Annotated in this window: 24 protein-coding genes; 9 read left to right on the top strand and 15 right to left on the bottom strand. The window is 45.1% G+C overall.

From position 1 onward, the window contains the following. The first annotated feature begins 3 nt into the window (after positions 1–3). From pcnB to FERRO_RS05590, 6 genes are read left to right on the top strand one after another with little or no spacing between them, the layout of a single operon-like run. The gene (gene pcnB, locus FERRO_RS05615) at positions 4–1,317 is read left to right on the top strand and encodes a polynucleotide adenylyltransferase PcnB (RefSeq protein ID WP_056929919.1); all 1,314 of its coding nucleotides are present in this window, start codon (positions 4–6) and stop codon (positions 1,315–1,317) included. Beyond that, a complete protein-coding gene (gene folK, locus FERRO_RS05610; protein WP_056929918.1) occupies positions 1,314–1,805 on the top strand; it encodes a 2-amino-4-hydroxy-6-hydroxymethyldihydropteridine diphosphokinase in 492 nt (163 codons plus the stop codon). The genes pcnB and folK overlap by 4 nt, the downstream gene beginning before the upstream one ends. Continuing rightward, positions 1,802–2,446, top strand: a complete 645-nt coding sequence (locus FERRO_RS05605) for a deoxynucleoside kinase (RefSeq protein ID WP_056929917.1) — start codon at positions 1,802–1,804, stop codon at positions 2,444–2,446. Before folK ends, FERRO_RS05605 begins: the two co-directional genes overlap by 4 nt. A 41-nt stretch (positions 2,447–2,487) precedes the next feature. Continuing rightward, positions 2,488–3,321, top strand: a complete 834-nt coding sequence (gene panC / locus FERRO_RS05600; protein WP_056929916.1) for a pantoate--beta-alanine ligase — start codon at positions 2,488–2,490, stop codon at positions 3,319–3,321. A 12-nt stretch (positions 3,322–3,333) separates the two neighbouring features. Then, complete coding sequence (locus FERRO_RS05595; RefSeq protein WP_082601212.1) at positions 3,334–3,522, top strand: DUF465 domain-containing protein; 189 nt, start codon at positions 3,334–3,336, stop codon at positions 3,520–3,522. A gap of 10 nt (positions 3,523–3,532) precedes the next feature. Beyond that, positions 3,533–4,135, top strand: coding sequence for a hypothetical protein (locus FERRO_RS05590; RefSeq protein WP_056929914.1), 603 nt, complete (start codon positions 3,533–3,535; stop codon positions 4,133–4,135). On the opposite strand, the gene alaS is transcribed toward FERRO_RS05590, so the two are convergent. From alaS to pmbA, 14 genes are all read right to left on the bottom strand, one after another. Next, positions 4,132–6,723 (bottom strand): alanine--tRNA ligase, encoded by a 2,592-nt coding sequence (gene alaS / locus FERRO_RS05585; protein WP_056929913.1) that lies wholly within the window; start codon positions 6,721–6,723, stop codon positions 4,132–4,134. The two genes, FERRO_RS05590 and alaS, sit on opposite strands and share 4 nt — an antisense overlap. A gap of 131 nt (positions 6,724–6,854) precedes the next feature. Continuing rightward, on the bottom strand, positions 6,855–7,292 hold the full coding sequence (recX, locus tag FERRO_RS05580; protein WP_056929912.1) for a recombination regulator RecX: 438 nt from the start codon (positions 7,290–7,292) through the stop codon (positions 6,855–6,857). Positions 7,293–7,297: 5 nt separating this feature from the next. Continuing rightward, positions 7,298–8,323 carry a recombinase RecA gene (recA, locus tag FERRO_RS05575; RefSeq protein ID WP_056929911.1) on the bottom strand — a complete coding sequence of 342 codons (1,026 nt, stop codon included), beginning with the start codon at positions 8,321–8,323 and terminating at the stop codon, positions 7,298–7,300. 257 nt (positions 8,324–8,580) lie between these two features. Then, positions 8,581–9,912: an MFS transporter gene (locus FERRO_RS05570; protein WP_056929910.1), complete on the bottom strand. Its 1,332-nt coding sequence runs from the start codon at positions 9,910–9,912 to the stop codon at positions 8,581–8,583. A gap of 185 nt (positions 9,913–10,097) precedes the next feature. Continuing rightward, a complete protein-coding gene (locus FERRO_RS05565) occupies positions 10,098–10,586 on the bottom strand; it encodes a CinA family protein (RefSeq protein ID WP_056929909.1) in 489 nt (162 codons plus the stop codon). Continuing rightward, a complete protein-coding gene (locus FERRO_RS05560) occupies positions 10,576–11,061 on the bottom strand; it encodes a phosphatidylglycerophosphatase A family protein (RefSeq protein WP_056929908.1) in 486 nt (161 codons plus the stop codon). The genes FERRO_RS05565 and FERRO_RS05560 overlap by 11 nt, the downstream gene beginning before the upstream one ends. After that, a complete protein-coding gene (gene thiL / locus FERRO_RS05555) occupies positions 11,058–12,029 on the bottom strand; it encodes a thiamine-phosphate kinase (protein WP_056929907.1) in 972 nt (323 codons plus the stop codon). Before thiL ends, FERRO_RS05560 begins: the two co-directional genes overlap by 4 nt. An 11-nt stretch (positions 12,030–12,040) precedes the next feature. Beyond that, positions 12,041–12,472, bottom strand: a complete 432-nt coding sequence (gene nusB, locus FERRO_RS05550) for a transcription antitermination factor NusB (RefSeq protein WP_056929906.1) — start codon at positions 12,470–12,472, stop codon at positions 12,041–12,043. After that, complete coding sequence (ribH, locus tag FERRO_RS05545; RefSeq protein ID WP_152975717.1) at positions 12,469–12,927, bottom strand: 6,7-dimethyl-8-ribityllumazine synthase; 459 nt, start codon at positions 12,925–12,927, stop codon at positions 12,469–12,471. The genes nusB and ribH overlap by 4 nt, the downstream gene beginning before the upstream one ends. Before the next feature lie 16 nt (positions 12,928–12,943). After that, on the bottom strand, positions 12,944–14,068 hold the full coding sequence (gene ribBA / locus FERRO_RS05540; RefSeq protein WP_056929904.1) for a bifunctional 3,4-dihydroxy-2-butanone-4-phosphate synthase/GTP cyclohydrolase II: 1,125 nt from the start codon (positions 14,066–14,068) through the stop codon (positions 12,944–12,946). A 41-nt stretch (positions 14,069–14,109) separates the two neighbouring features. Next, complete coding sequence (locus FERRO_RS05535) at positions 14,110–14,700, bottom strand: riboflavin synthase (protein WP_056929903.1); 591 nt, start codon at positions 14,698–14,700, stop codon at positions 14,110–14,112. Between the two features lie 2 nt (positions 14,701–14,702). Beyond that, on the bottom strand, positions 14,703–15,830 hold the full coding sequence (gene ribD / locus FERRO_RS05530) for a bifunctional diaminohydroxyphosphoribosylaminopyrimidine deaminase/5-amino-6-(5-phosphoribosylamino)uracil reductase RibD (protein WP_204374772.1): 1,128 nt from the start codon (positions 15,828–15,830) through the stop codon (positions 14,703–14,705). Next, entirely contained in the window at positions 15,820–16,263 is a 444-nt protein-coding gene (gene nrdR, locus FERRO_RS05525; protein WP_056929901.1) for a transcriptional regulator NrdR, read from the bottom strand. The genes ribD and nrdR overlap by 11 nt, the downstream gene beginning before the upstream one ends. A 14-nt stretch (positions 16,264–16,277) precedes the next feature. After that, positions 16,278–17,621 carry a metalloprotease PmbA gene (gene pmbA / locus FERRO_RS05520; protein WP_056929900.1) on the bottom strand — a complete coding sequence of 448 codons (1,344 nt, stop codon included), beginning with the start codon at positions 17,619–17,621 and terminating at the stop codon, positions 16,278–16,280. Positions 17,622–17,730: 109 nt separating this feature from the next. On the opposite strand from pmbA, the gene yjgA reads away from it, so the two are divergent. The 3 genes from yjgA to FERRO_RS05505 are packed head-to-tail and all read left to right on the top strand — an operon-like array spanning position 17,731 to position 19,494. After that, the gene (gene yjgA / locus FERRO_RS05515; RefSeq protein ID WP_082601210.1) at positions 17,731–18,255 is read left to right on the top strand and encodes a ribosome biogenesis factor YjgA; all 525 of its coding nucleotides are present in this window, start codon (positions 17,731–17,733) and stop codon (positions 18,253–18,255) included. Then, positions 18,248–18,811, top strand: coding sequence for a molybdopterin adenylyltransferase (gene mog, locus FERRO_RS05510; RefSeq protein WP_056929898.1), 564 nt, complete (start codon positions 18,248–18,250; stop codon positions 18,809–18,811). Before yjgA ends, mog begins: the two co-directional genes overlap by 8 nt. Continuing rightward, on the top strand, positions 18,808–19,494 hold the full coding sequence (locus FERRO_RS05505) for an alpha/beta hydrolase (RefSeq protein ID WP_056929897.1): 687 nt from the start codon (positions 18,808–18,810) through the stop codon (positions 19,492–19,494). The genes mog and FERRO_RS05505 overlap by 4 nt, the downstream gene beginning before the upstream one ends. Here FERRO_RS05505 and FERRO_RS05500 read toward each other — a convergent pair. After that, positions 19,472–21,643 carry a RelA/SpoT family protein gene (locus FERRO_RS05500; RefSeq protein ID WP_056929896.1) on the bottom strand — a complete coding sequence of 724 codons (2,172 nt, stop codon included), beginning with the start codon at positions 21,641–21,643 and terminating at the stop codon, positions 19,472–19,474. The two genes, FERRO_RS05505 and FERRO_RS05500, sit on opposite strands and share 23 nt — an antisense overlap. Positions 21,644–21,672: the final 29 nt, after the last annotated feature.

The raw sequence follows: 21,672 nt of genomic DNA, 5'->3' as shown, positions 1-21,672 counted from the left end.
ATTATGATAAAAAAGTTTATTGCCAAAGTATTTAAACGTCCTAAGACTCACTCTTCCGTGACAGCAACGGTTATTCATGCTGGCACCCACCAAATAGATAAATCACACATTAGTCAGTGTGCTCTGTCTGTGATTAAACAATTACAAGAGTCGGGACATCAGGCTTACATAGTGGGTGGGGCGGTTCGTGATTTACTGCTGCAACAAACGCCAAAAGACTTTGATGTGGCCACTAGCGCAACCCCAGAGCAAGTTAAAAAATTAATACGCCGCTCTCGGATTATTGGCCGCCGCTTTCAAATTGTTCATGTTCAATGTGGCCAAGAAATCGTCGAAGTATCCACCTTCCGAGCAAAGGCCGACCTCAATTCACAACATCAACAAGCCGATGAGCATGGGCGCCTCACACGAGATAACGTATTCGGAAGTCTTGAGGAGGATGCAGAGCGACGCGACTTTACTATTAACGCCTTATTTTATGATCCCCAAAAAAATATAGTGTTAGATTACTTTAATGGCGTAAAACATCTTAAACACAAACACATCACCATGATCGGGGATCCCACTCAGCGCTACCGTGAGGATCCTGTCCGAATGTTAAGGGCTGCGCGCTTTTGTGCCAAACTTAATTTCACTCTTGATCCATCCTGTAAAGCGCCCATTAGCGAGCTTAGCGAATTATTACTTAATGTTCCCGAGTCACGCTTATTTGATGAGCTATTAAAAATTCTATTGTCAGGGCACGCCACCAAAAGCCTTGAGCAGTTAAGTTCGCTTAACCTTCTTAACTATTTGATTCCTTCTCTGGATAAGTCTCTCCTTAATGAGAAAAACAAACTCTTTGTGCAACAGGCACTGAGTAATACGGACTTACGTATTAAAGAAGATATGGGGGTATCCCCTAGCTTTTTAATGGCTACTTTATTGTGGCCTAGCCTTCACGAACGCTGGCAAAATTATCTGAACAAAGGGGAAAAAAACTTACCCGCCTTGTTTGCCGCCACACAGGATGTGCTAACCACGCAAGACGAAGTGTTGATGATTCCAAAACGCTTTGAAGGCACCATGAAAGAAATCTGGGGATTACAACCCCGTTTTGAACAGCGCTCAGGACAACGTCCCTTTAGATTATTGCAACACCCCCGTTTTCGTGCAGGGTATGACTTTTTAGTACTGCGCAGCCAATCAGGTGAGGTGGATGCCTCGCTAGCACAATGGTGGACAGCCTTTCAACAGGCCCCAACTGAGGGGCGTGAAGCGCTATTAATCAAAAGCGATAAACCCCACTCCCGTCAACGCAGGAAGCCCAAGGCATGAGTCAGGTTTTTATTGGCCTTGGCAGTAACCAATGCCTACCAATGGACCAGCTAAAAAGAGCGATTCACAGTTTAAGTGCTCTACCACATAGTCAATTGGTCCATGTTTCTCCATTTTATGTCACCAAACCAGTAGGTTACTTACATCAACCTGATTTTATTAATGCCGTCATTGAAGTAAACACCACCCTCGAGCCCAAAGAATTACTTAAACATATGCAACATATTGAAGAGCAGCATGGGCGTGTCAGAACATTTGCCAATGCTCCACGCACCTTAGATTTAGATATTTTAGCCTATGATCAGTTAAGTTATCACGATGACGAGCTCACCATTCCTCATCCAAGAATGTTTAATAGGGCTTTTGTATTGGTGCCTTTCAACGATATTGCCAAGGACTTCATGATTCCAGGACTCGGTAAAGTGAGAGAGCTTGCTCTGCAATGTGAAAAAAATGAGATGGTGAAATTAGAGGGCTGTCACCTATGAATACCCTTGGTGAACGTTACCGCTATATTGCAATTGAAGGGCCCATTGCTGTGGGAAAAACAACACTGGCCAAGCTATTGGCCACCACACTCAATGCTGAGATTATGCTTGAGGATGCTGAATCAAATCCTTTTTTAGAGCGTTTTTATCGACAACCAGAGCGCTACGCCTTTACCACCCAAATGTTTTTTTTATTACAAAGATCTTTGCAGGCTTCCACCATTAAACAACGAGATTTATTTGAGTCTCCTACGGTGTCTGATTTCTTACTGGACAAAGATTTATTGTTTGCCAAACTCAATCTGGCTAATGATGAGTTTGAGTTATATCAGCACATGTATCAGCACTTAAGGCCGGCCACCCCAACTCCAGACTTGGTTATTTATCTTCAAGCTTCAGCGGATGTGTTAATCGAACGCCTTGATCGCCGCGGATGGTTTGTTGAAAAACCGATTTCAGAAAAATACATACGATCAGTAGCAAGTAGTTATGCACAATTTTTTCATGATTACGAGGCGTCACCATTATTAATCGTCAACAGTGATAATCTCAATTTTGCAGACGAACCTCAAGACTATCAACTGTTGTTATCACGCATACAGCAAATAAGAAGTCGTCGAGAATTCTTTAATCGTGGTTAAAGGCATGAGACAATATGACAAATTATGTCAATTGAAAAGCTATGGATGTTATTACTACTGTTAAACAATTACGTGAAAGACTAGCCCATGAAAAAAATGTTGCCCTGGTCCCCACCATGGGTAACCTTCATGCAGGTCATATTCAACTTATCAAAGAAGTCAAACCTCATACTCATTGTTTGGTAACCAGTATTTTTGTTAACCGTTTACAATTTGGACCAAGTGAAGATTTTAATCGTTATCCCCGCACTTTAGAGAATGATTGTAAATATTTATTGGATGCAGGTTGCGATGTAGTCTTCGCTCCAGATGAAAAGGAAATCTATCCTACCGTTCAAGAATACACGGTGGATCCTTCAGGATTACAGCATCTCTTAGAGGGAGCATTTCGTCCCGGACATTTCCGGGGTGTGGCCACGGTAGTCCTCAAACTATTTAATATGGTACAACCCCAAATCGCTATTTTTGGTAAAAAAGACTACCAACAGTATTTGGTTCTAAAAGACATGGTGACACAATTAGCGCTTCCCATTGAAATAGTACCGGCGGAAACGGTAAGAGCTCCTGATGGGCTTGCCTTAAGTTCTCGCAACAGTTATCTCAATCCCACAGAAAGAGAAGAAGCCGTGCAACTCTATGGGCAGTTAATGGCCATTAAAAAAGCCATTCTTGCAGGCTACAAGGATTATACTACTTTAGAAAAAGTAGCCACTGCTTATCTCAACTCACGGGGATGGCATACAGACTACATCGCCATTCGTGCTCAAGATCATTTACGTCTCACTACCCCCGATGAGACACAACTGGTAGTGCTAGGTGCGTCTAGGCTAGGAAAAACTCGACTCATTGATAATCTAGAAATTGCATTAAATTAAAAAAGGAGTGTGATGATGCTAACCACTGACTATATAAAATCACTAAGAGATCAGCATCTTCACCTTGACCAACAAATCCATGTCCTTATGCAACATTCTAATAATGAGTTAGAAATCCGACGGTTAAAAAAATTAAAATTGAAATTAAAAGACCACATTGATCAGTTAGAGCGTTCACAAACCCCTGATATTCCAGCATAAGGTCCTTACAATGTTAGTCAGCACATTCATGGTAGGTATTCACCATCTTAATGACGCCAAATTAGCTCGGCAACACGGGGCCCAATTAATCGAGGCCATTCATCCCACTGATAGCCAATCCTGCATGTCCTTAAGTGAATTACGTTTAATCACTAAAGAGTTTGAGGACGTGTGTCCTGTGGGAGCTTTTTGTGGTGAAATCCCCTTAGAGAGCGCGCGCTGGATTGAGGCCATTGAAACTCTGTCAGCGGCGGCCGTTGACATCATCATGCTCCCTATTCGCCCACCAGGAAACCTGGTCAGTGTGTTGGCTGACACGAGTCATCTCACCGATCTGTATCCTACCTGCGCTGTAATCAATCCCGATCATCTGCCCACAGAGTTGAGTATGGAAACATTGATAGCTGCCATTGGCGGTTGTCACTGGATGGGAATATGTATTGAGCTTGATCACACACTGAATGAGGCTGAGTTAAGGGCATTGCAAGGTTGGATTGAGTTAATCCATGAATCAGACTTAATGGCAGGCTTATCAGTTAAACAGCGTGATGAAGAACTTAATACGCTAGAGGCAGACTTTATTCGCCTGCCTTTAGCACAACTGATCAGTTAAAGCTGGCCTTCACACCAAGCGTAGACAGATTCTAAAGCGGTATTCAACCCTTCAGGTTGGGTCCCGCCTGCCTGAGCCATATCAGCCCGCCCCCCTCCTTTACCACCCACCTGCATCGCAACACTGTTAACCAACTCGCCAGCCTTTACTTGATGAACCAAATCAGCCGTTACGCCGGCAATCAGAGAGACTTTACCCTGCGCTCTTGAGCCGAGCACTATAATGGCAGGGGATAAACGGGATTTCAACACGTCCAACGTCTCTCTCAGGGTTTTAACATCGGCATCAGGAATCTCAGCACTTAACACCTGAACACCTTTGATCAACCTCACTTGATTAACCAGTTCAACACCCTCAGAGTGGGCAAGTTTGGCTTTTAACTTTTCTAATTCACGTTCAAGCTGTTTTACGTTATCTAATAGGTGTGATAGTTTTTGAACTAATTCTTGCGGTGGAGCTTTAAGTTTCAATGCTGCTTCAATTAATTCATCTTGCTCTTGATGAGTATATTCAAGTGCCAAGCGACCTGTCACAGCTTCAATGCGACGAATCCCTGAAGCCACACCCGATTCACTTACAATTCTAAATAAACCAATATCTCCTGTTCTTTGTACGTGAGTGCCACCACATAATTCAGTGGAAAACTCAGCCATCCCCACGACTCTGACTTCATCACCATATTTTTCATCAAACAAGGCCATTGCCCCTTTATTGATGGCGTCATCATAGGACATGATACTCACTGATACCAAATGATTATTGCGAACTTGTTGATTCACTAATTCTTCAATACGCCGCTTTTGTTCTGGTGAGAGAGGTTTGTCATGGGAGAAATCAAAACGTGTTTTCATGGGGTCCACCAGCGAACCTCGTTGATGCACATGCTCACCCAGAACCTGACGCAACGCTGCATGCAATAAATGGGTAGCCGAGTGATTCAATTGGGCAGCGTGGCGTAAGGGCATATCGACCTCAGCGCGCAGTGTATCTCCCACCTGAATTTTACCAGTGAGGACATGGCCACTGTGACCAGATACCCGCGCCTGAATTTTACGTGTATCACTGACCTTAAAGGTACCGTGGGAGCTGATCAGTTGACCTTGATCACCTACCTGCCCCCCGGATTCCGCATAAAAAGGGGTTTGATCTAACACCACCAAACCTTGTTCACCATGGTGTAACTCTCTGACAGCCACTCCCTCATGGTAGAGTGCTATAATTTCCGCTTCACAGTTGAGCTGTTCATAACCCACAAACTCCGTTCCAGATCCTTGGTAATCAATGTGATGTTGGCTGGTAAATTTGGAAGCTGCCCTAGCCCGCTCACGCTGGGCCTCCATAGCCTGTTCAAAACCCGCTATATCCAAATTAATGCCTCTTTCACGAGCGATGTCAGCGGTTAAATCCATAGGAAAACCAAAGGTATCATAGAGCTTAAACACCGTTTCACCATTGAGCATTTTATCCTCTTGGTGAAGAGCTTCCTCAAGAACGGCCATACCATTTTCTAGAGTTTCAGCAAAACGTTCCTCTTCTTGCAAAAGAACTGCCTTCACTTGCTCTTGCTTCACTAACAATTCAGGATAAGCCACACCCATAATACGAGCTAAATCAGCCACTATGAGATGAAAGAAAGGTTGGTTTTGTCCTAATTTATAACCATGACGAATAGCGCGACGAATAATACGGCGCAAAACATAACCACGCCCTTCATTACTCGGAATCACTCCATCTACAATTAAAAACGAACAAGCGCGAATGTGATCAGCAATCACCTTAAGTGAGTTATGGGTTAAGTCCGTTGCGTGTGTTTCACGGGCTGCCGCTTGAATTAATTCTTGAAAGAGGTCAATGTCATAGTTACTGTGCACATGCTGCATAATCGCTGAAATTCTCTCTAACCCCATGCCCGTATCCACTGAAGGTTTAGGTAAGGGGTGTAATACTCCTTTTTCATCACGATTAAACTGCATAAAAACCAAGTTCCAGATCTCTATATAGCGGTCTCCATCCGCATCAGCAGTCCCGGGTGGACCGCCCGCCACTTCAGGTCCGTGGTCATAAAAAATCTCACTGCATGGCCCACAGGGCCCCGTATCGCCCATCTGCCAAAAGTTATCAGAGGTACTGATTCGGGTGAAACGGGCTTCAGGTACGCCAATCTCCTTTAGCCAAATATGAGCAGCCTCTTCATCGTCATGAAAAACAGTGACCCACAATTTGTCTTGAGGTAGCTTTAACTCTTCAGTTAAGAATTGCCAAGCAAAATGTATGGCATCATGTTTAAAATAATCACCAAAACTAAAGTTACCCAGCATTTCAAAAAAAGTATGATGGCGTGCTGTATAACCGACATTCTCAAGATCGTTATGTTTTCCACCTGCGCGAACACTTCTCTGGCTGCTAGTGGCCCTCGTGTAAGTTCGCTTGTCAGTACCGAGGAAAACATCTTTAAACTGAACCATGCCAGAGTTGGTAAAAAGTAAGGTTGGGTCATTAGCAGGCACAAGAGGACTGGAGGGTACGATGGTGTGCCCATGGCGCTCAAAAAACCTTAAAAAACGATCTCGAATCTCAGCAGATTTCATGATGATTATCTAGTCTTTATAAATAAAATTGAATAAACTATTCTACCAAAAACCAAGCTCATCAAAGAGACAGAATCACGGGGAAGTATTCATTGAATGATCCGATTGGTCATTCTTTTAAACTGTACTGACTAATCCTCTCCTCTAAAAAGAGCTTGGATCACTGCCATACTAAAGCCTCTGTTTTGCAAATATCTCCCTTGCTTAGCCCTCTCCTGGGCATTAACCGGTAACTGATCAAAGCGTTTTGCCCAGACTTCTTTCACCTGTGAGAGCTCATCCTCCTTTACTTCAATAAGGAGCGATTGAATAATCGTGTCGGGAATGCCGTGCTGTTGTAAATCTTGCCTGATGCGTAAGGCGCCATGCTTTCCTTGTCTTGCACGAACAATAGTCTCAGCAGTTCTTCTATCAGACTGTAATCCCTCCTGTTCAAGTTCATCTAATAGAGTATAAACCTCATCATCAGATACGGCTAAAGGCAACAGTTTCCTCAACAACTCACGCCGAGAATGCTCTCGGCGTGCTAGATATTGAAGCGCTTTATGTCTTAAGGAGACCTCAGCCACAATAATTAGTCTTCATCGACTACAGGGACTGCAACAGCTAACTTAACCCTATTGGATTCACGGATTTTATTTTCTATCTCATTGGCAATTTCAGGACGTTCTTTTAAATATTCTCGAGCATTGTCTTTACCTTGGCCAATTTTTTCACCTTGATAGGAGTACCAAGCCCCCGCCTTTTCTACGATTTTTCCCAACACTCCTAATTCGATGATTTCACCTTCACGGGAAATACCTTCACCATACATAATATCGAAATCGGCCACCTTAAATGGAGGGGAAACTTTATTTTTCACAACCTTGACACGTGTTTCACTTCCTACCACCTCATCACCGCGTTTAATTGAGCCCACACGACGAATATCAAGACGAACGGAGGCGTAGAATTTCAAAGCATTACCACCTGTGGTGGTTTCTGGGTTACCAAACATTACCCCGATTTTCAAACGAATTTGATTAATAAATATAACCAGACAATTTGAGCGCTTAATGTTACCCGTCAACTTTCTTAAGGCTTGAGACATTAACCTGGCGTGGAGCCCCACGTGAGAATCTCCCATTTCACCTTCAATTTCTGCACGGGGTGTTAAAGCCGCTACAGAATCTACCACCACTATATCCACCGATCCAGAACGTACCAACATGTCTGCAATCTCAAGGGCTTGTTCACCAGTATCAGGCTGGGAAATCAATAGATCGCTAACATTCACTCCTAACTTTTGTGCGTAAACAGGGTCCAGGGCATGTTCTGCATCAATGAATGCAGCAATGCCTCCTTTTTTTTGCATTTCCGCAATCACTTGTAAAGTTAAAGTGGTTTTTCCTGATGACTCTGGGCCATATATTTCAACAATCCTTCCCCGTGGTAACCCCCCTACACCGAGCGCTAAATCTAGCCCCAAAGAACCTGTTGACACCACATCAAAGTCACGCTCAATCTCGGTTTCACCAAGACGCATAACGGCCCCTTTACCAAATTGCTTTTCAATCTGAGAGAGTGCCGCCGACAAGGCTTTACTTTTATTATCGTCCATAATCAATATCCTGAAATATCTATGCATTGAGGGCGCCAGGTCATCCCAAGAAGTGGGGTTGTTGGCGGACTTAGTCTAAGCCGACCAAGTACTGTAATTATATCCAGTTATCATTCTTTTGCAATAACTAAATCAGCGATTGCCAATTATTCGACAATATACCCGTCTGTCAGATTTTTATTAAGCAGTAAAAGGACAATTTTAGGCATTAAACCGCTTCCCCCTCCTCAGTAATAAGGAAGGGGAACAAGGATAGATTAATCTTGTTTTTCTAATCGATGGTTTAATATCAAGGCCAATAAGGTGGTGACAACCCCAGACAAAAGATATAACCCCACAAAGGCCAATCCATAATGACTGGTTAGCCACAAGACAATTAAGGGAGAGAAAGCGGCACCCAATAACCAGGATAAATCTGCGCTCAACGCCGCACCCATGTAACGGTATACCGCAGGAAAGTTGTTTGCAGTAGCCCCTGATGCCTGACCATAGGAGAGCCCTAGTAAAATAAACCCGACAAAAATATACAAGTTTTGTCCCCATTGCCCACTACCAATTAAAAGCGGAGTGGAAACACTAAATACTCCAATTAATATGGCCACAGCAGCCAAGGTATGGCGGCGCCCAAAGTGATCGGCAATCACTCCAGAGGCAATCATGCCAAGTACCGCAAAACCCGCACCGATCATTTGAATCAAAAGAAAATCATTAATTGAGCGGTCTGTGTTTAACACAATATAGGACAGCGGGAAAACGGTGACCACATGAAAAAGGGCGTAACTTGCTAGCGCTGAAAGAGCGCCCAAAAGAATATTGCGCTTTTGACTCACCACTAATTCAGAAAACTGAGGTGGGGGAACTAATGCAGACGTATCCAGAAGACGCGTATATTTCGCTGAAGTCACCAATCTAAAACGTAAAAAAAGTGCCATCATATTCAGAACAAAAGCAACAAAGAATGGATAACGCCAACCCCATTCAAGAAAATCCTGCGCTGACAGCTGTGAATGAAGATACCAAAACACTCCTGTGGCAATAGCAAAGCCAAAAGGCGAGCCTAACTGTCCGAGCATGGCATACCAGCCCCGTTGCTTAGCTGGAGCATTCAACGCCAAGAGCGAGGGAAAACCATCCCAAGATCCGCCCACAGCGATACCTTGTCCAATACGCAAAATAGCTAAAAGAACGATAGCCATCACGCCTAAAAATGAGTAACTAGGAACAAAAGCCATGCCCGCCGTTGAAAAACCCAATAGGAACAACGCCACAATTAATTTCGTTGTTCGATTGGAGCGCTTTTGGACATACATCAATAATGTTGTTCCAATGGGACGCGCGATAAAGGCCAAGGAAAACATAGCAAAAGAGGCTAAGGTCCCTTCCAGCTGCGATAAGAACGGGAAAAAAAGTGAAGGGAAAACCAACACCGACGCTATGGCGTACACAAAAAAGTCAAAATGCTCTGAACAGCGTCCCATAAAGACTGCCGCTGAAACCTCACCGAGATCGATTTTCTGTACATCTTGATTAATACGTCCACGGGAATCTAATCCGCCAACGTTTAATTGCTTTAAGTCCCCTGTCACCATACTCTCCTCCTCCTAAATCTGATCATTTTCTATGTTTTTATGGTTTATTCTTATTATTATTATTTGTTTTAGTCTATCAGAAAAAAATCTACTGACAACTTTATTACTTAGTCGTGGTCTTTTTTTAAGGAAAGTCTCGCTTGGGGTTAGTTTAAGTTATTGGCTTAATCCACCCTTCATGGGGGTCAATGATCTAGACGAGTGATCAATCCTTGTAGAGCGTAACGGGTTGTTTGAGCTCTAACTTGTTGACGGTCTCCGTCGAAATGGTAGGTTTGTACTTCGCAGGGGCCACCCTGATGGGCCCAAGCAACACATACCGTCCCCACGGGTTTTTGCGAGCTCCCGCCAGTGGGGCCTGCCACACCACTCACAGCAACGGCCCAATGGGCGACGCTATGTAGCAGCGCTCCTTCGGCCATCGCCTTAACCACCTCTTCGCTGACAGCACCATATTGGCTAAGCGTGGCAGCGGGAACACCCAATACCTGCTCCTTACTTAAATTACTATAGGTGACAAACCCTCGCTCAAACCATTGGGCCGAGCCTGAAATTTCGGTTATCAGTGCTGCGATCCCACCACCGGTGCAGGATTCGGCAAGCGCCAAGAGTTGTCCTTGGTTTAATAACAATAAGCCCACACGCTGGGCTAACTCAATATCTTTAGAATCCAACTATTAGTCCCTCCAAGCTATACCAAACACCCACTGCAAAAAACATGGCCAACAGATCATCTAACATAATTCCTAAACCACCTTTAATGTGTCGATCTGCCCAACATATGGGATAGGGTTTCCAAATATCAAATAAACGAAATAACAAAAAGGCCCACAACAATCCGATTCCTTGAGGTTTCACCCACAATAACATCATTAAAAACGCAACAATCTCATCCCATACCACTGCGCTAGGATCCTCCACGTCTAACTTTGATGCCGTGAAGTGACAAATATAAATCCCTACTAATAACGATAATCCGGTAATGAACCAGCCAAGGGGAGCGTTGAACTGACGTATTAAAAAATAAAACGGCAAAGCCACCAGCGTGCCCATTGTTCCGGGAGCTTTAGGTGACAAGCCTGACCCTAAGCCTAGGGATAAAAAATGGCGCCAATCACTGAACAAAAGCTCTCTTAAATTGGGTGTCATGACAGTGTTCTAAAATGATCAAATCCTTGCCAAGAGGGCTGACCTACCCCTTGCTCTGGATAGTTTAATAATGTTCTTTGTTCAGCATCGCTGACAATCTTACCAATCCGCGTAACTGATAAATTCATTTTTCTTGATAGCTCTATAATGGTGTGATCATGATGGGGAGGGGCTGTAAAACACAGTTCATAATCATCACCGCCTCTTAAGACTGCTTGCCAAAATGAGGGGTCAAGTTGATGCTCAGACAATAACTTTGAGACGGGAATCTGGTCCGCCTTCAAGATTGCCCCCACCTGTGAAGCCACTAAAATATGATTTAAATCTGCCAACAATCCATCAGAAATATCAATAGCACTATGGGCTAGCGATAACAGGCTACGCCCCAACTCAACTCGCGCAGTGGGATTGTCTAAACGAGCACGAAAATACTGCTGAGCCTCCATCCCAAGCTCCACTTGCCCTTGGAGAAAAGCCAGCCCCCAGGCCGCATCGCCCACGCTCCCTGACACCCAAATGTCATCATCCACCTTAGCTCCAGACCTTTTTAGTCCTTTACCTGAAAGCACTTCACCCATGATAGTTACAGCAAGGTTAAGGGGACCTCGAGTCGTATCCCCCCCTACCCAATCCACCCCGTGTTCAGAGAGGGCCTGATAAAAGCCATCGCAAAAATCTTTTAGCCATCCCTCATTCATCCCTGGGATACTCAATCCCAGAGTAGCCCAACGAGGAGTGGCGCCCATGGCAGCCATATCAGACAAATTCACGCTGGCAGCTTTTCTACCCAAAGAAAAAGGAGAAACATCAACAAAAAAATGATTCCCTGCCACCAACACATCAGTGGAGACGGCCAATTGGTGGCCGGGGCGAACAGTCATCAGCGCTGCATCATCACCCACCCCAAGATCAGTATGAGCGGTTAAACGTTGACAATATTGCTGTATCAAATCGAACTCAGAGGGCACTCAAGAGCTCCTTATCTTTGGGCTAACTTGACTTCCTTAGAGCGGACATCCAACGCCATCTTATCTACCACACCATTAATATATTTATGGCCATCGGTGGCACCGAAGGATTTTGCAATCTCTACAGCCTCGTTAATGATTACACGAAATGGCGTGTCTAATGCGTAGCGCAGTTCATAGGCCGCCAGCCAAAGAATAGCCTTTTCAACGGGACTAACATTCATCAAATCACGATCAAGATAAGGCGCAATAAAAGTATTTAATTCATCGACAGCGCCATAAATGCCTTGTAAATAATGATTTAGTAAGGCGGCATCCGCACGGCCCATGTGATGTTGTGCTAAAACATGTTGGCTAATGTGCGTCAAGGTATCGCCGTTCATCTGCCAAGCGTAGAGTCCTTGTACTACCCCTTCACGTGCTAGTCTTCTGGCTGATTTCACATTTCACCTGATCTGATTTCTGCTAATAATCGTGCCATTTCTATGGCCGCCATGGCACAGTCTAGGCCCTTTTGTTCAACCCGTGCAAAGGCTTGAGCATCGTTCTCTGTGGTTAAAATACCATTGGCAATGGGGACCCCCGTATCCAACTGCACAGCAGTAATTCCTGCTGCACTCTCGTTGGCTACAATCTCAAAGTGATAAGTTTCACCTCGCACAATTGAGCCCAGTGCAATTAAAGCATCAAAGCGCTTGGTTACAGCCAGCGTCTTAAGTGCTAAAGGAATCTCCAAGGCTCCTGGTACACGAATCACCGGAATATTCTTCTCCAGTACCCCATGCTCAATTAAAGCTTTGCCTGTGGCGGCTAACAAATGCTCACCAATCGCCTCATTAAACCGTGAAATAACAATAGCAATACGCAACCCTTTCCCGTTACTTGAAATATCAGCCATACTGGTATTTCGCGGACTACTCGTTGGGTGTAACATAACCTACAACCTCCAATCCAAAACCTGCCATACTCGGAATTTTACGTAATCGAGATAATACTCTCATTTTAGTGACTCCTAGGTCTCTGAGAATCTGTGCACCGACTCCATATAACCTTGAGTCCCATTTTCTTTGCGGTAATTCTTGATTAGGGCTTGCCCAAGCGATGAGATCTTCAGCGCTTTCCTCCCCTTGCAATAATACCAACACTCCCTGCGGTGCTTGGGTAATACGTCTTAGGGCGCTTTGAATTCCAAAAGAATGCTGATAGGCCTCCTCGTCAAAAATATCTACCAAAGAAAAAGGTTCATGAACCCGTACCAACGTCTCCTGTTGCGAATCAATGTGGCCATGAATTAATGCTAAATGAGTTTTATTGGCAATGGCGTCATAATAAGCAGCCACTTTAAATGTCCCGTAGGGAGTAATTAATTCACGCTCTCCTGCCCTTTCAACCAGTTTTTCATGTTGATTGCGATAATGAATGAGATCAGCAATAGTGCCCACTTTCAGATGATGTTGTTGAGCAAATTCTATTAAATCTGGGAGTCGAGCCATCTCCCCGTCATCCTTGAGAATTTCACAAATCACAGAGCAAGGTTCGAGATTAGCCAGCATGGCAAGATCACACCCTGCTTCAGTGTGGCCAGCACGAATTAACACTCCGCCACGACGAGCCATTAAAGGAAAGACATGCCCTGGTTGCACAAGATCCTCAGGACGGGCAAAGCGGGCCACCGCCGCTTTCACCGTTTGCGCTCGGTCTGCGGCAGAAATGCCTGTTGTGACGCCCTTAGCCGCTTCAATTGAAACGGTAAAGTTAGTCGTCATACTAGAACGGTTGTCAGACACCATTAAAGGTAAGTTCAACTGACGACAACGCTCTTGAGTTAAAGTTAAACAGATAAGACCGCGACCATATCGCGCCATGAAGTTGATGGCTTCAGGGGTAACAAATTCAGCCGCTAAGACCAAGTCGCCTTCGTTTTCTCGGTCTTCATCATCAACCAAGACCACCATTCGGCCCGCTTGAATTTCTTCAATAATCTCTGCAGTAGGAGAAATACCAGGTAGCACTGACCGTGACGTACTAGTGGGGATCATGGACTATTCCTTAGGATCAAATTACTATTTTAACTTATTTCTCACTCACTCTCCCATAATCGAGAGCGTTCAATGTAACGAGCGATTAAATCAATTTCTAAATTTACAGAGTCTCCCACAGACAATTCTTTAAAGTTAGTCACCTCACGAGTATGCGGGATGACATTAATGGTGAAGAGATCTGCGTCAACGGTATTGGTGGTCAAGGAAATCCCGTTGACGGTAATAGAGCCTTTTTTAGCGATATAACGTGATAACTCATGGGGCGCTTTAATTTCTAAAAACCAGCTCTCCCCTATCGCACGGTAATCCATAATCTCACCTATCCCATCCACATGTCCTGACACCAAATGCCCTCCTAAGCGGTCTGACAACCTCAATGCCTTTTCTAAGTTGACGATACGCCCCAACTCCAGACCTACTGTAACATCCAGGGTGTGTCGTGAAACATCCATTAAGAACCCTAAATTAACCAACTTGACTACCGTCAAACACACGCCGTTGACGGCAATGGAGTCCCCCACGGCCACATCAGACAAATCCATTGACGTGTCAATGTGTAATCGTTGCCCTTGCTCCAGTTTTTCACTACCAGCGATTTTACCGGTAGCTGCAATGATACCTGTAAACATATTCATACCCTATTTAACCATTCTAAAGAATGGGGTTGTCTCAAAATAATACGTAAGTCTTCCTTGAAAGGCTTAACTTCCACAAACTTTAAATCTATGCGCTGCGTCAAGTCTGCTAAGGGCCCAAATTGCGCTAAGCCTGCACCGCCTAGACCAAGAAAACTCGGAGCCACATAACATATCCATTCATCAACCAAGCCTGACTGCAAGAACACCCCATTAAGTCGCTGACCTGTCTCAATCAATACTTCATTTAACTGCAATGAATGTAAGGCTTTGGTCACCGCCGGCATGGAGACGCGACCATTGAGATCAGGCTCTAACAGCATTACTCTGACGCCACGCTCTAAAAAAGGTTGGGCCAGCTGCCGAGAGGGATTCACCGTAAAAATCACTGCATGGCCCTCTTCATACACCTGAGCATGAGGGTCAGTGTCAAGCTGGTTGTCAATAACAATTCTTAAGGGTTGGCGCGAGCTATCAATGGAGCGAACCGTTAAACGTGGATTATCCACTCTCACCGTTCCCGCCCCCGTTAACATGGCACAGCTTCTGGCACGCCACAAATGACCATCAGCGCGAGCCAAATCATGGGTTATCCACTGACTTTGACCGGTGGCGAGCGCACTCACCGCATCCATACTGATGGCCACTTTCGAGCGGATCCAAGGGCGCTGGCGCTCCATACGGGAGACAAAGCCAATATTCAATTCTCTGGCTTCACGCTCTTCGAGTCCCACCGTCACGCTGATTCCATGGCTCTTTAATTGTGCAATACCTTGGCCCGCCACCAATGGATTAGGGTCTTGCATGGCGATGACGACCCGTTTTATCCCAGCGTCAATCACACTCTTCACACAAGGGGGGGTGCGGCCAAAATGACTACAAGGCTCAAGGGTCACATACAAGGTAGCCCCTTGAGTGAAGCCCTCTGCCTGCCGCAGAGCCAATACCTCCGCGTGGGCCTCCCCTGCCCGACAATGAAAACCCTGCCCCACCTTTTGTCCTGCATTGACCACCACAGCCCCTACTCTAGGGTTGGGCATGGTGGTATGTAAGCCCCGCTGTGCTAAGCCTAGCGCTTGACGCATCCATACGCCATCTTCCGGAAGATTAGTACTATAAGTCACGAATGACATCCCTAAAGTCATCCACATCTTGGAAACTTCGGTACACTGAAGCAAATCGAATATAAGCGACTTTATCCAAGCGTCTTAACTCCTCCATCACCATCTCCCCCACGCGCAGCGATTGAACTTCTCTATCCCCTTGGGCGAGAAGTTTTTGATTAATCCTATTCACTGCCTCATCTACAAGCTCTGCTGAGACAGGACGCTTATGTAAAGCGCGTAGGAAACTTGAACGAATTTTATCAATAGAGAAATCTTCACGTTTTCCGTTTTGCTTGACTATTTGCGGGTAACGAACATCTGCCATTTCATAGGTAGTAAAGCGTTTGTTGCAACCCACACAACGACGTCGACGGCGGACGCTATCGCCCAATTCATTTACCCTTGAGTCAATCACTTGTGAATCGAGCGTACCGCAGAAGGGACATTTCATCTCTATATCCTTAGCTATTCTCCAGCAATAGTCATATGGTCAATCAAAATAGAGCCAGTAATTTTAGACCCTCGAATTAATACATCATTACCCACTCCAACAATTTGCTTAAACATCTCTTTTAAATTACCCGCTATCGTAATTTCCTGAACCGGAAACTGAATTTGCCCATGTTCCACCCAGAAACCAGCAGCGCCTCGGGAGTAGTCTCCGGTCACAGAATTAACACCATGTCCTAGTAACTCAGTGACCCATAAACCCGTACCCATTTGTTGTAGTAAGTCCTCAAAAGACCCACCAAAGGGCTGAATGATCAAGTTATGACTTCCTCCCGAGTTACCGGTGGTTTGCATGCCCAGTTTTCGAGCAGAATAACTGCTCAAGAAATAACCTTGCAGAACGCCATTTTCTACCACCTGTCGTCGACGTGTGGCCACTCCCTCATCATCAAAGGGGGTGCTAGCCAACCCCCTAATTATAAAAGGATCTTCAATAATATTGACTTGCGAAGCAAATATTGTTTGCTCAAGCGAATTGAGTAAAAATGAGGATTGACGGTATTGCGCCCCACCACTCACCGCCCCCACAAAATGTCCCAGTAGCCCTGAAGCGAGGGTTGCATCAAAGAGTACGGGAGCTTTACATGTTTTAACCCGTCGAGCATTAAGACGTCTAACCGTTCTGCTACCGGCCTCATAACCCACTTTCTCGGGACTATCCATATCTTTAGCGTTGCGCGCGGTGGTATACCAATAATCCCTTTGCATACCATCATCTATTCCAGCAATGACAGAACAACTGATACCGTGGTTAGAGCCGCTAAAGCCCCCTAAGAAACCCGCCGAATTACCGTAAACAAATTGGGACTCTTGCGTATATACGGTAGCGCCTTCAGAATTTTGAATCGCCTTATCCACCTTTAGCGCTTCTTTTTCACAGGAGGTAGCCAGAACCACTGCTTCTTCAACGGGTAAATGCCAGGGATGATATAAATCCAGTTCAGGAAAAGGATGATGGGCGAATAACTGCGCATCCGCCAGTCCCGCAAATTCATCAGCCGCTGTATATTTGGCAATGGTGGCAGCTTTCTGAACAGTGTCTTTCAATGCCTGTAAAGATAAATCAGAGGTACTGGCATGACCCTTTTTTTGCCCAAAATACACCGTGACACTCAAATCCTTATCGCGATTATATTCAATGGTTTCAACTTCATTAAGTCGTACTGTCACAGAGTAACCAAATCCCTCACTCACTTCTGCCTCAGCAGCTGATGCGCCATTGATCTTCGCTTGCTTTAACGCTTCCTCGACAAGTTGAGACAAATGCTCCGGACTATTAGAAAAACTTGTATTGTTCATGACTGATCCCAATGGTGACTCGATTGTCTATTAATTACCTAGTCTAACGGCTTACTCTCTAAGCCTCAATCCGGTATCATATCAAGATTAGCACTAGCTGGGAAAAACCGTGTCTTTAGAAGAACCAATTAGTAAAAGTCAACGTAAGCGTGACATGCATGAACTGCAAGCTTTAGGAGAAGCCTTATCCGAACTCAGCAATGATAAAATCAGGCATCTTTCTTTGCCCGAGAGTTTGGAAAAAGCACTGCTAGATATCAAAACTTTCAAGGCACATGGCGCCATTCGTCGACAACTTCAATACATCGGAAAACTCATGCGCGAGGTGGATCCAGAGCCCTTGCAAGCCTATCTCGATCAGCTCAAAGGGGTATCTAAGGAAGTGGTAGCGCTGCAGCATCTTGCCGAACAATGGCGTTTAAAAATCATGGATGACATTCGTTTGCTGGACGAATTCTGCCAAAGCTACGCCATGGCTGATCGCGCTCAATTGAGGCAGCTTGCAACCAATGCTCTGAAGGAACAGCAAATGCAAAAACCACCCCGAGCTTTTCGACAATTATATCGACTCATATTTGAATATATCACTGCTAAAACCTTACCCATTAACCCAGATTATTCTGAACATGACTAATACAGAACTCTTACGTATAGGTATCCTCTCTATCAGCGACCGTGCCTCAATGGGGGTGTATGAAGACAAAGGCCTTCCTGCACTCAAAGAATGGTTTGATAACACACTTGAAAATCCCCTTCACTTTGAGAGTTGTTTAATTGCTGATGAACAGGAGTTAATTGAAAAAAACTTAATTCATCTCGCCGACCACTTACATTGCTCACTCATCGTGACCACCGGCGGAACGGGGCCTGCTAAACGTGACGTTACTCCGGAAGCCACTTTAAATGTAGCAGAAAAGGTGCTCGACGGTTTTGGTGAACAGATGCGCCGCACTAGTCTACAATATGTTCCCACCGCTATTTTGTCTCGACAAGTAGCCGTCATCCGCGGTCACTCATTAATCATTAATCTGCCCGGTCAACCCAAGGCTATTAAAGAAACCCTAGATGGAATTTTTGCAGCAGTACCCTACTGTATAGACATTATTAGTGGACCTTATATCACTACCAAGCCTGATACCGTTACTATTTTTCGTCCAAAATCTGCCCTGCGTCCTGGGAGTAACCAATGAGTATTAATCTCTCCTGTCATATTGTTGAGCCTCCTCTGACGGCGCAATGGAGCGTCATATGGCTGCATGGTTTGGGTGCTGACGGTTATGATTTTGCTCCCATTGTCAAAGAGCTCGGTCTCCCTGAAAACCACTCTATTCGCTTTGTTTTCCCTCACGCCCCTCAGCGTCCTGTCACAATTAATAACGGCATGGTCATGCGTGCATGGTACGACATTGCCTTTGATGGCTTAAACCGACAAATTGATATGCAAGGGGTAGAGGAATCTGTCAAGGCCATTACCTCTTTGATTGACGGACAAATAGAACAAGGCATAGGAAGCGAGAAAATAATTATCGCTGGTTTTTCTCAAGGTGGGGCCATCACTCTCACTCTGGCCACACAAGCGCGTTATCCCCTGGCGGGCTTCATGGCTCTCTCCACTTATCTGCCACAAGTGGATAGTCAACCTCTGGTCAAGGATGTGAACAAACATTCCCCCATTTTGATGGTTCACGGCACTTTAGATAATGTTGTTCCCTTGACTCTTGGTAAACAGGCTGCTGAGTATTTATCCTCTTCAGGCTGTCAGCTTGAATGGCGCCAGTACGCCATGGGACACTCTGTCTGTTGGGAGGAGATTCAACTAATTGGGCAATGGCTGAAAAAACGTATTACCTCTACTGCCGATAAACCTGAGTGACCCCTTTAACAGCGGAGACTATTTTAAGAGCACGCCCCAATTGTTCTAGTGCATAGATTTGAACGGTAAATTTCATATGTGCCTGAACCCCCCTAGATAGCGTATTCACTGCCGTAACATTGATATGCTCTCTGGTGAACGACTCGGAAATATCTCTTAATAATCCCTGTCGGTCTTGAGCTTCTACCACTACATCCACACTATAAAGACCCTCTGTTGATTGCCCCCACTGGGCCGGCATCATTCGCTGCCATTGAGTGCCAGTTAACGCTGCCAAGCTGCGACAATTAGCCCGATGAATGCTGACTCCGCGCCCTCTGGTTACAAAACCCACAATAGGTTCTGGCGGGACTGGCTTACAGCATTTGGCAAAAAATGTTGCAATATTGGTAACGCCTAGCACCAATACCCCACCTGAGCCTTGGTCCAGAGCCGGATGAATCATTTGCTCTGGCGTGACAGAATCATGTTGGGTCTCAGGAATCAGTTGCAATTCAATTTGATGTTGAGAAATATCTCCTCTAGCGAGCCCAATTAAAAAATCTTCTACGCGGGAGTAGCCTACCTGTTGCGCTAAACGTTCAATATTAACTGGAGTTTTACCGATACGTTGCGTCAGTTTTTCAAAGATGATTTTGCCTTGGGCAATATCTTCTTCCTGATGTTGCTGTTTAAACCACTGGCGAACCTTGGCTAAGGCCCGAGAGCTTTTTAGGTAGCCATACTCAGGATTCAGCCAATCACGACTTGGCCCTCCTTGCCGTACCGTGATAATCTCAACCCGCTGAGCATTATCAAGGGGATGGTTTAAATTTACGATCTGCCCATCCACTTTAGCCCCCCGGCAATGGTGACCCAGATCCGTATGAACGTGATAAGCAAAATCAATAGGCGTAGCGCCTCGAGGCAAATCAATGACGCGTCCCTGCGGAGTAAAAACATAAATCACATCGTCTAACACTGGGACAGCAGTGCGTGCAGAGTTGGTCATGGTCACTTCATACTGCCAGGCCAGCATCTGGCGCAACCAAGCCACTCTCTCATCAAAATGTTTATCGGTTTTCGTAGCTCCCTCTTTATATCGCCAGTGAGAGGCGACTCCTAACTCAGAATCGCGATGCATTTCCTGGGTTCGAATCTGTATTTCTAGTGCCTTATCCTCCGGGCCAATCACTGCCGTGTGTAAGGAGCGATAAAAATTACCCTTGGGTCTTGCAATATAATCATCAAATTCACCCGCAATGGGGATCCATAGGTGGTGAACAACACCTAGCACGCTGTAACAGTCACGAATTTCTTTGACCACCACTCGAACTGCTCTAACATCATACAAATGCTCAAAATCGAGATTTTTAGAACGCATTTTTTTGACAATGCTATAAATATGTTTGGGTCTTCCATGAAGCATGGCTTCAATGCCAGCAGTCTGGAGCTCTTTGTCAAGTGCTTTAATGACGTTATTAATGTAATGTTCGCGATCAACTAATTTTTCATCAAGTCGCTGGGCAATTAATTTATAGGTATCCGGCTCTAGAATACGAAAGGATAAGTCCTCCAGCTCCCATTTCAAATGCCACACGCCTAAACGGTTAGCAAGAGGGGCATAAAGATCCATCGTTTGATGAGCGAGGCGTAATTGATCTGACCGGTCTAGCTCACTGGCAAAGCGCATTAACCAGACTTGTTCAGCGAGGGCCACAATCACTACGCGTATGTCTTGCGCCATAGCCAGTAATAGTTTTCTGATCCCCTCTAAGCGCTGCTGATCATGTTGTTTGGCTTGCGGGACAGCCTCGATAGCATTGATGGTTTGGTCAATACGATGTAAATCATGAATAATAGTGACCACCTCACCACCAAACTCTTCCCTGAGCGCCATTTTTTCTAGTCTTGACCAAGGTAATGAACGGAGTAACGCGGCGACAATACAATGAGGATGAGCTTCGATATCGCTCAGTAAACGAGCAATACTGAGGGCTTTTTGTGTTGAGGTAGTGGTAAGCTCTTCCTCTTGATCCGACTCAATAGCTAACTGGAAAGCTTTTTCAATAAGTTGAGTTTCACTTTGACCATAACGCCCACCTAAGGCAAGCAGGGAAATACCCTCTGCATAGTCAAAATGCTTAGGTGTACGAGTGCGTGAAACCATACTTAAATCCTTATTTAAACATCTTTAGT

It is taken from the genome of Ferrovum sp. JA12 (assembly GCF_001431705.1).
In the GTDB taxonomy this organism is placed as follows: domain Bacteria; phylum Pseudomonadota; class Gammaproteobacteria; order Burkholderiales; family Ferrovaceae; genus PN-J185.
This window is presented reverse-complemented; position numbering and strand designations above follow the sequence as displayed.

Coding starts and splice junctions, on each gene's coding strand:
- pcnB (WP_056929919.1), top strand. CDS start 4: ATGATAAAAAAGTTTATTGCCAAAGTATTTAAACGTCCTAAGACTCAC.
- alaS (WP_056929913.1), bottom strand. CDS start 6,723: ATGAAATCTGCTGAGATTCGAGATCGTTTTTTAAGGTTTTTTGAGCGC.
- FERRO_RS05535 (WP_056929903.1), bottom strand. CDS start 14,700: ATGTTTACAGGTATCATTGCAGCTACCGGTAAAATCGCTGGTAGTGAA.
- folK (WP_056929918.1), top strand. CDS start 1,314: ATGAGTCAGGTTTTTATTGGCCTTGGCAGTAACCAATGCCTACCAATG.
- FERRO_RS05505 (WP_056929897.1), top strand. CDS start 18,808: ATGAGTATTAATCTCTCCTGTCATATTGTTGAGCCTCCTCTGACGGCG.
- FERRO_RS05595 (WP_082601212.1), top strand. CDS start 3,334: ATGATGCTAACCACTGACTATATAAAATCACTAAGAGATCAGCATCTT.
- recA (WP_056929911.1), bottom strand. CDS start 8,323: ATGGACGATAATAAAAGTAAAGCCTTGTCGGCGGCACTCTCTCAGATT.
- ribBA (WP_056929904.1), bottom strand. CDS start 14,068: ATGATCCCCACTAGTACGTCACGGTCAGTGCTACCTGGTATTTCTCCT.
- ribH (WP_152975717.1), bottom strand. CDS start 12,927: ATGGCTGATATTTCAAGTAACGGGAAAGGGTTGCGTATTGCTATTGTT.
- mog (WP_056929898.1), top strand. CDS start 18,248: ATGACTAATACAGAACTCTTACGTATAGGTATCCTCTCTATCAGCGAC.
- FERRO_RS05605 (WP_056929917.1), top strand. CDS start 1,802: ATGAATACCCTTGGTGAACGTTACCGCTATATTGCAATTGAAGGGCCC.
- panC (WP_056929916.1), top strand. CDS start 2,488: ATGGATGTTATTACTACTGTTAAACAATTACGTGAAAGACTAGCCCAT.
- FERRO_RS05560 (WP_056929908.1), bottom strand. CDS start 11,061: ATGACACCCAATTTAAGAGAGCTTTTGTTCAGTGATTGGCGCCATTTT.
- FERRO_RS05570 (WP_056929910.1), bottom strand. CDS start 9,912: ATGGTGACAGGGGACTTAAAGCAATTAAACGTTGGCGGATTAGATTCC.
- FERRO_RS05590 (WP_056929914.1), top strand. CDS start 3,533: ATGTTAGTCAGCACATTCATGGTAGGTATTCACCATCTTAATGACGCC.
- nrdR (WP_056929901.1), bottom strand. CDS start 16,263: ATGAAATGTCCCTTCTGCGGTACGCTCGATTCACAAGTGATTGACTCA.
- pmbA (WP_056929900.1), bottom strand. CDS start 17,621: ATGAACAATACAAGTTTTTCTAATAGTCCGGAGCATTTGTCTCAACTT.
- FERRO_RS05500 (WP_056929896.1), bottom strand. CDS start 21,643: ATGGTTTCACGCACTCGTACACCTAAGCATTTTGACTATGCAGAGGGT.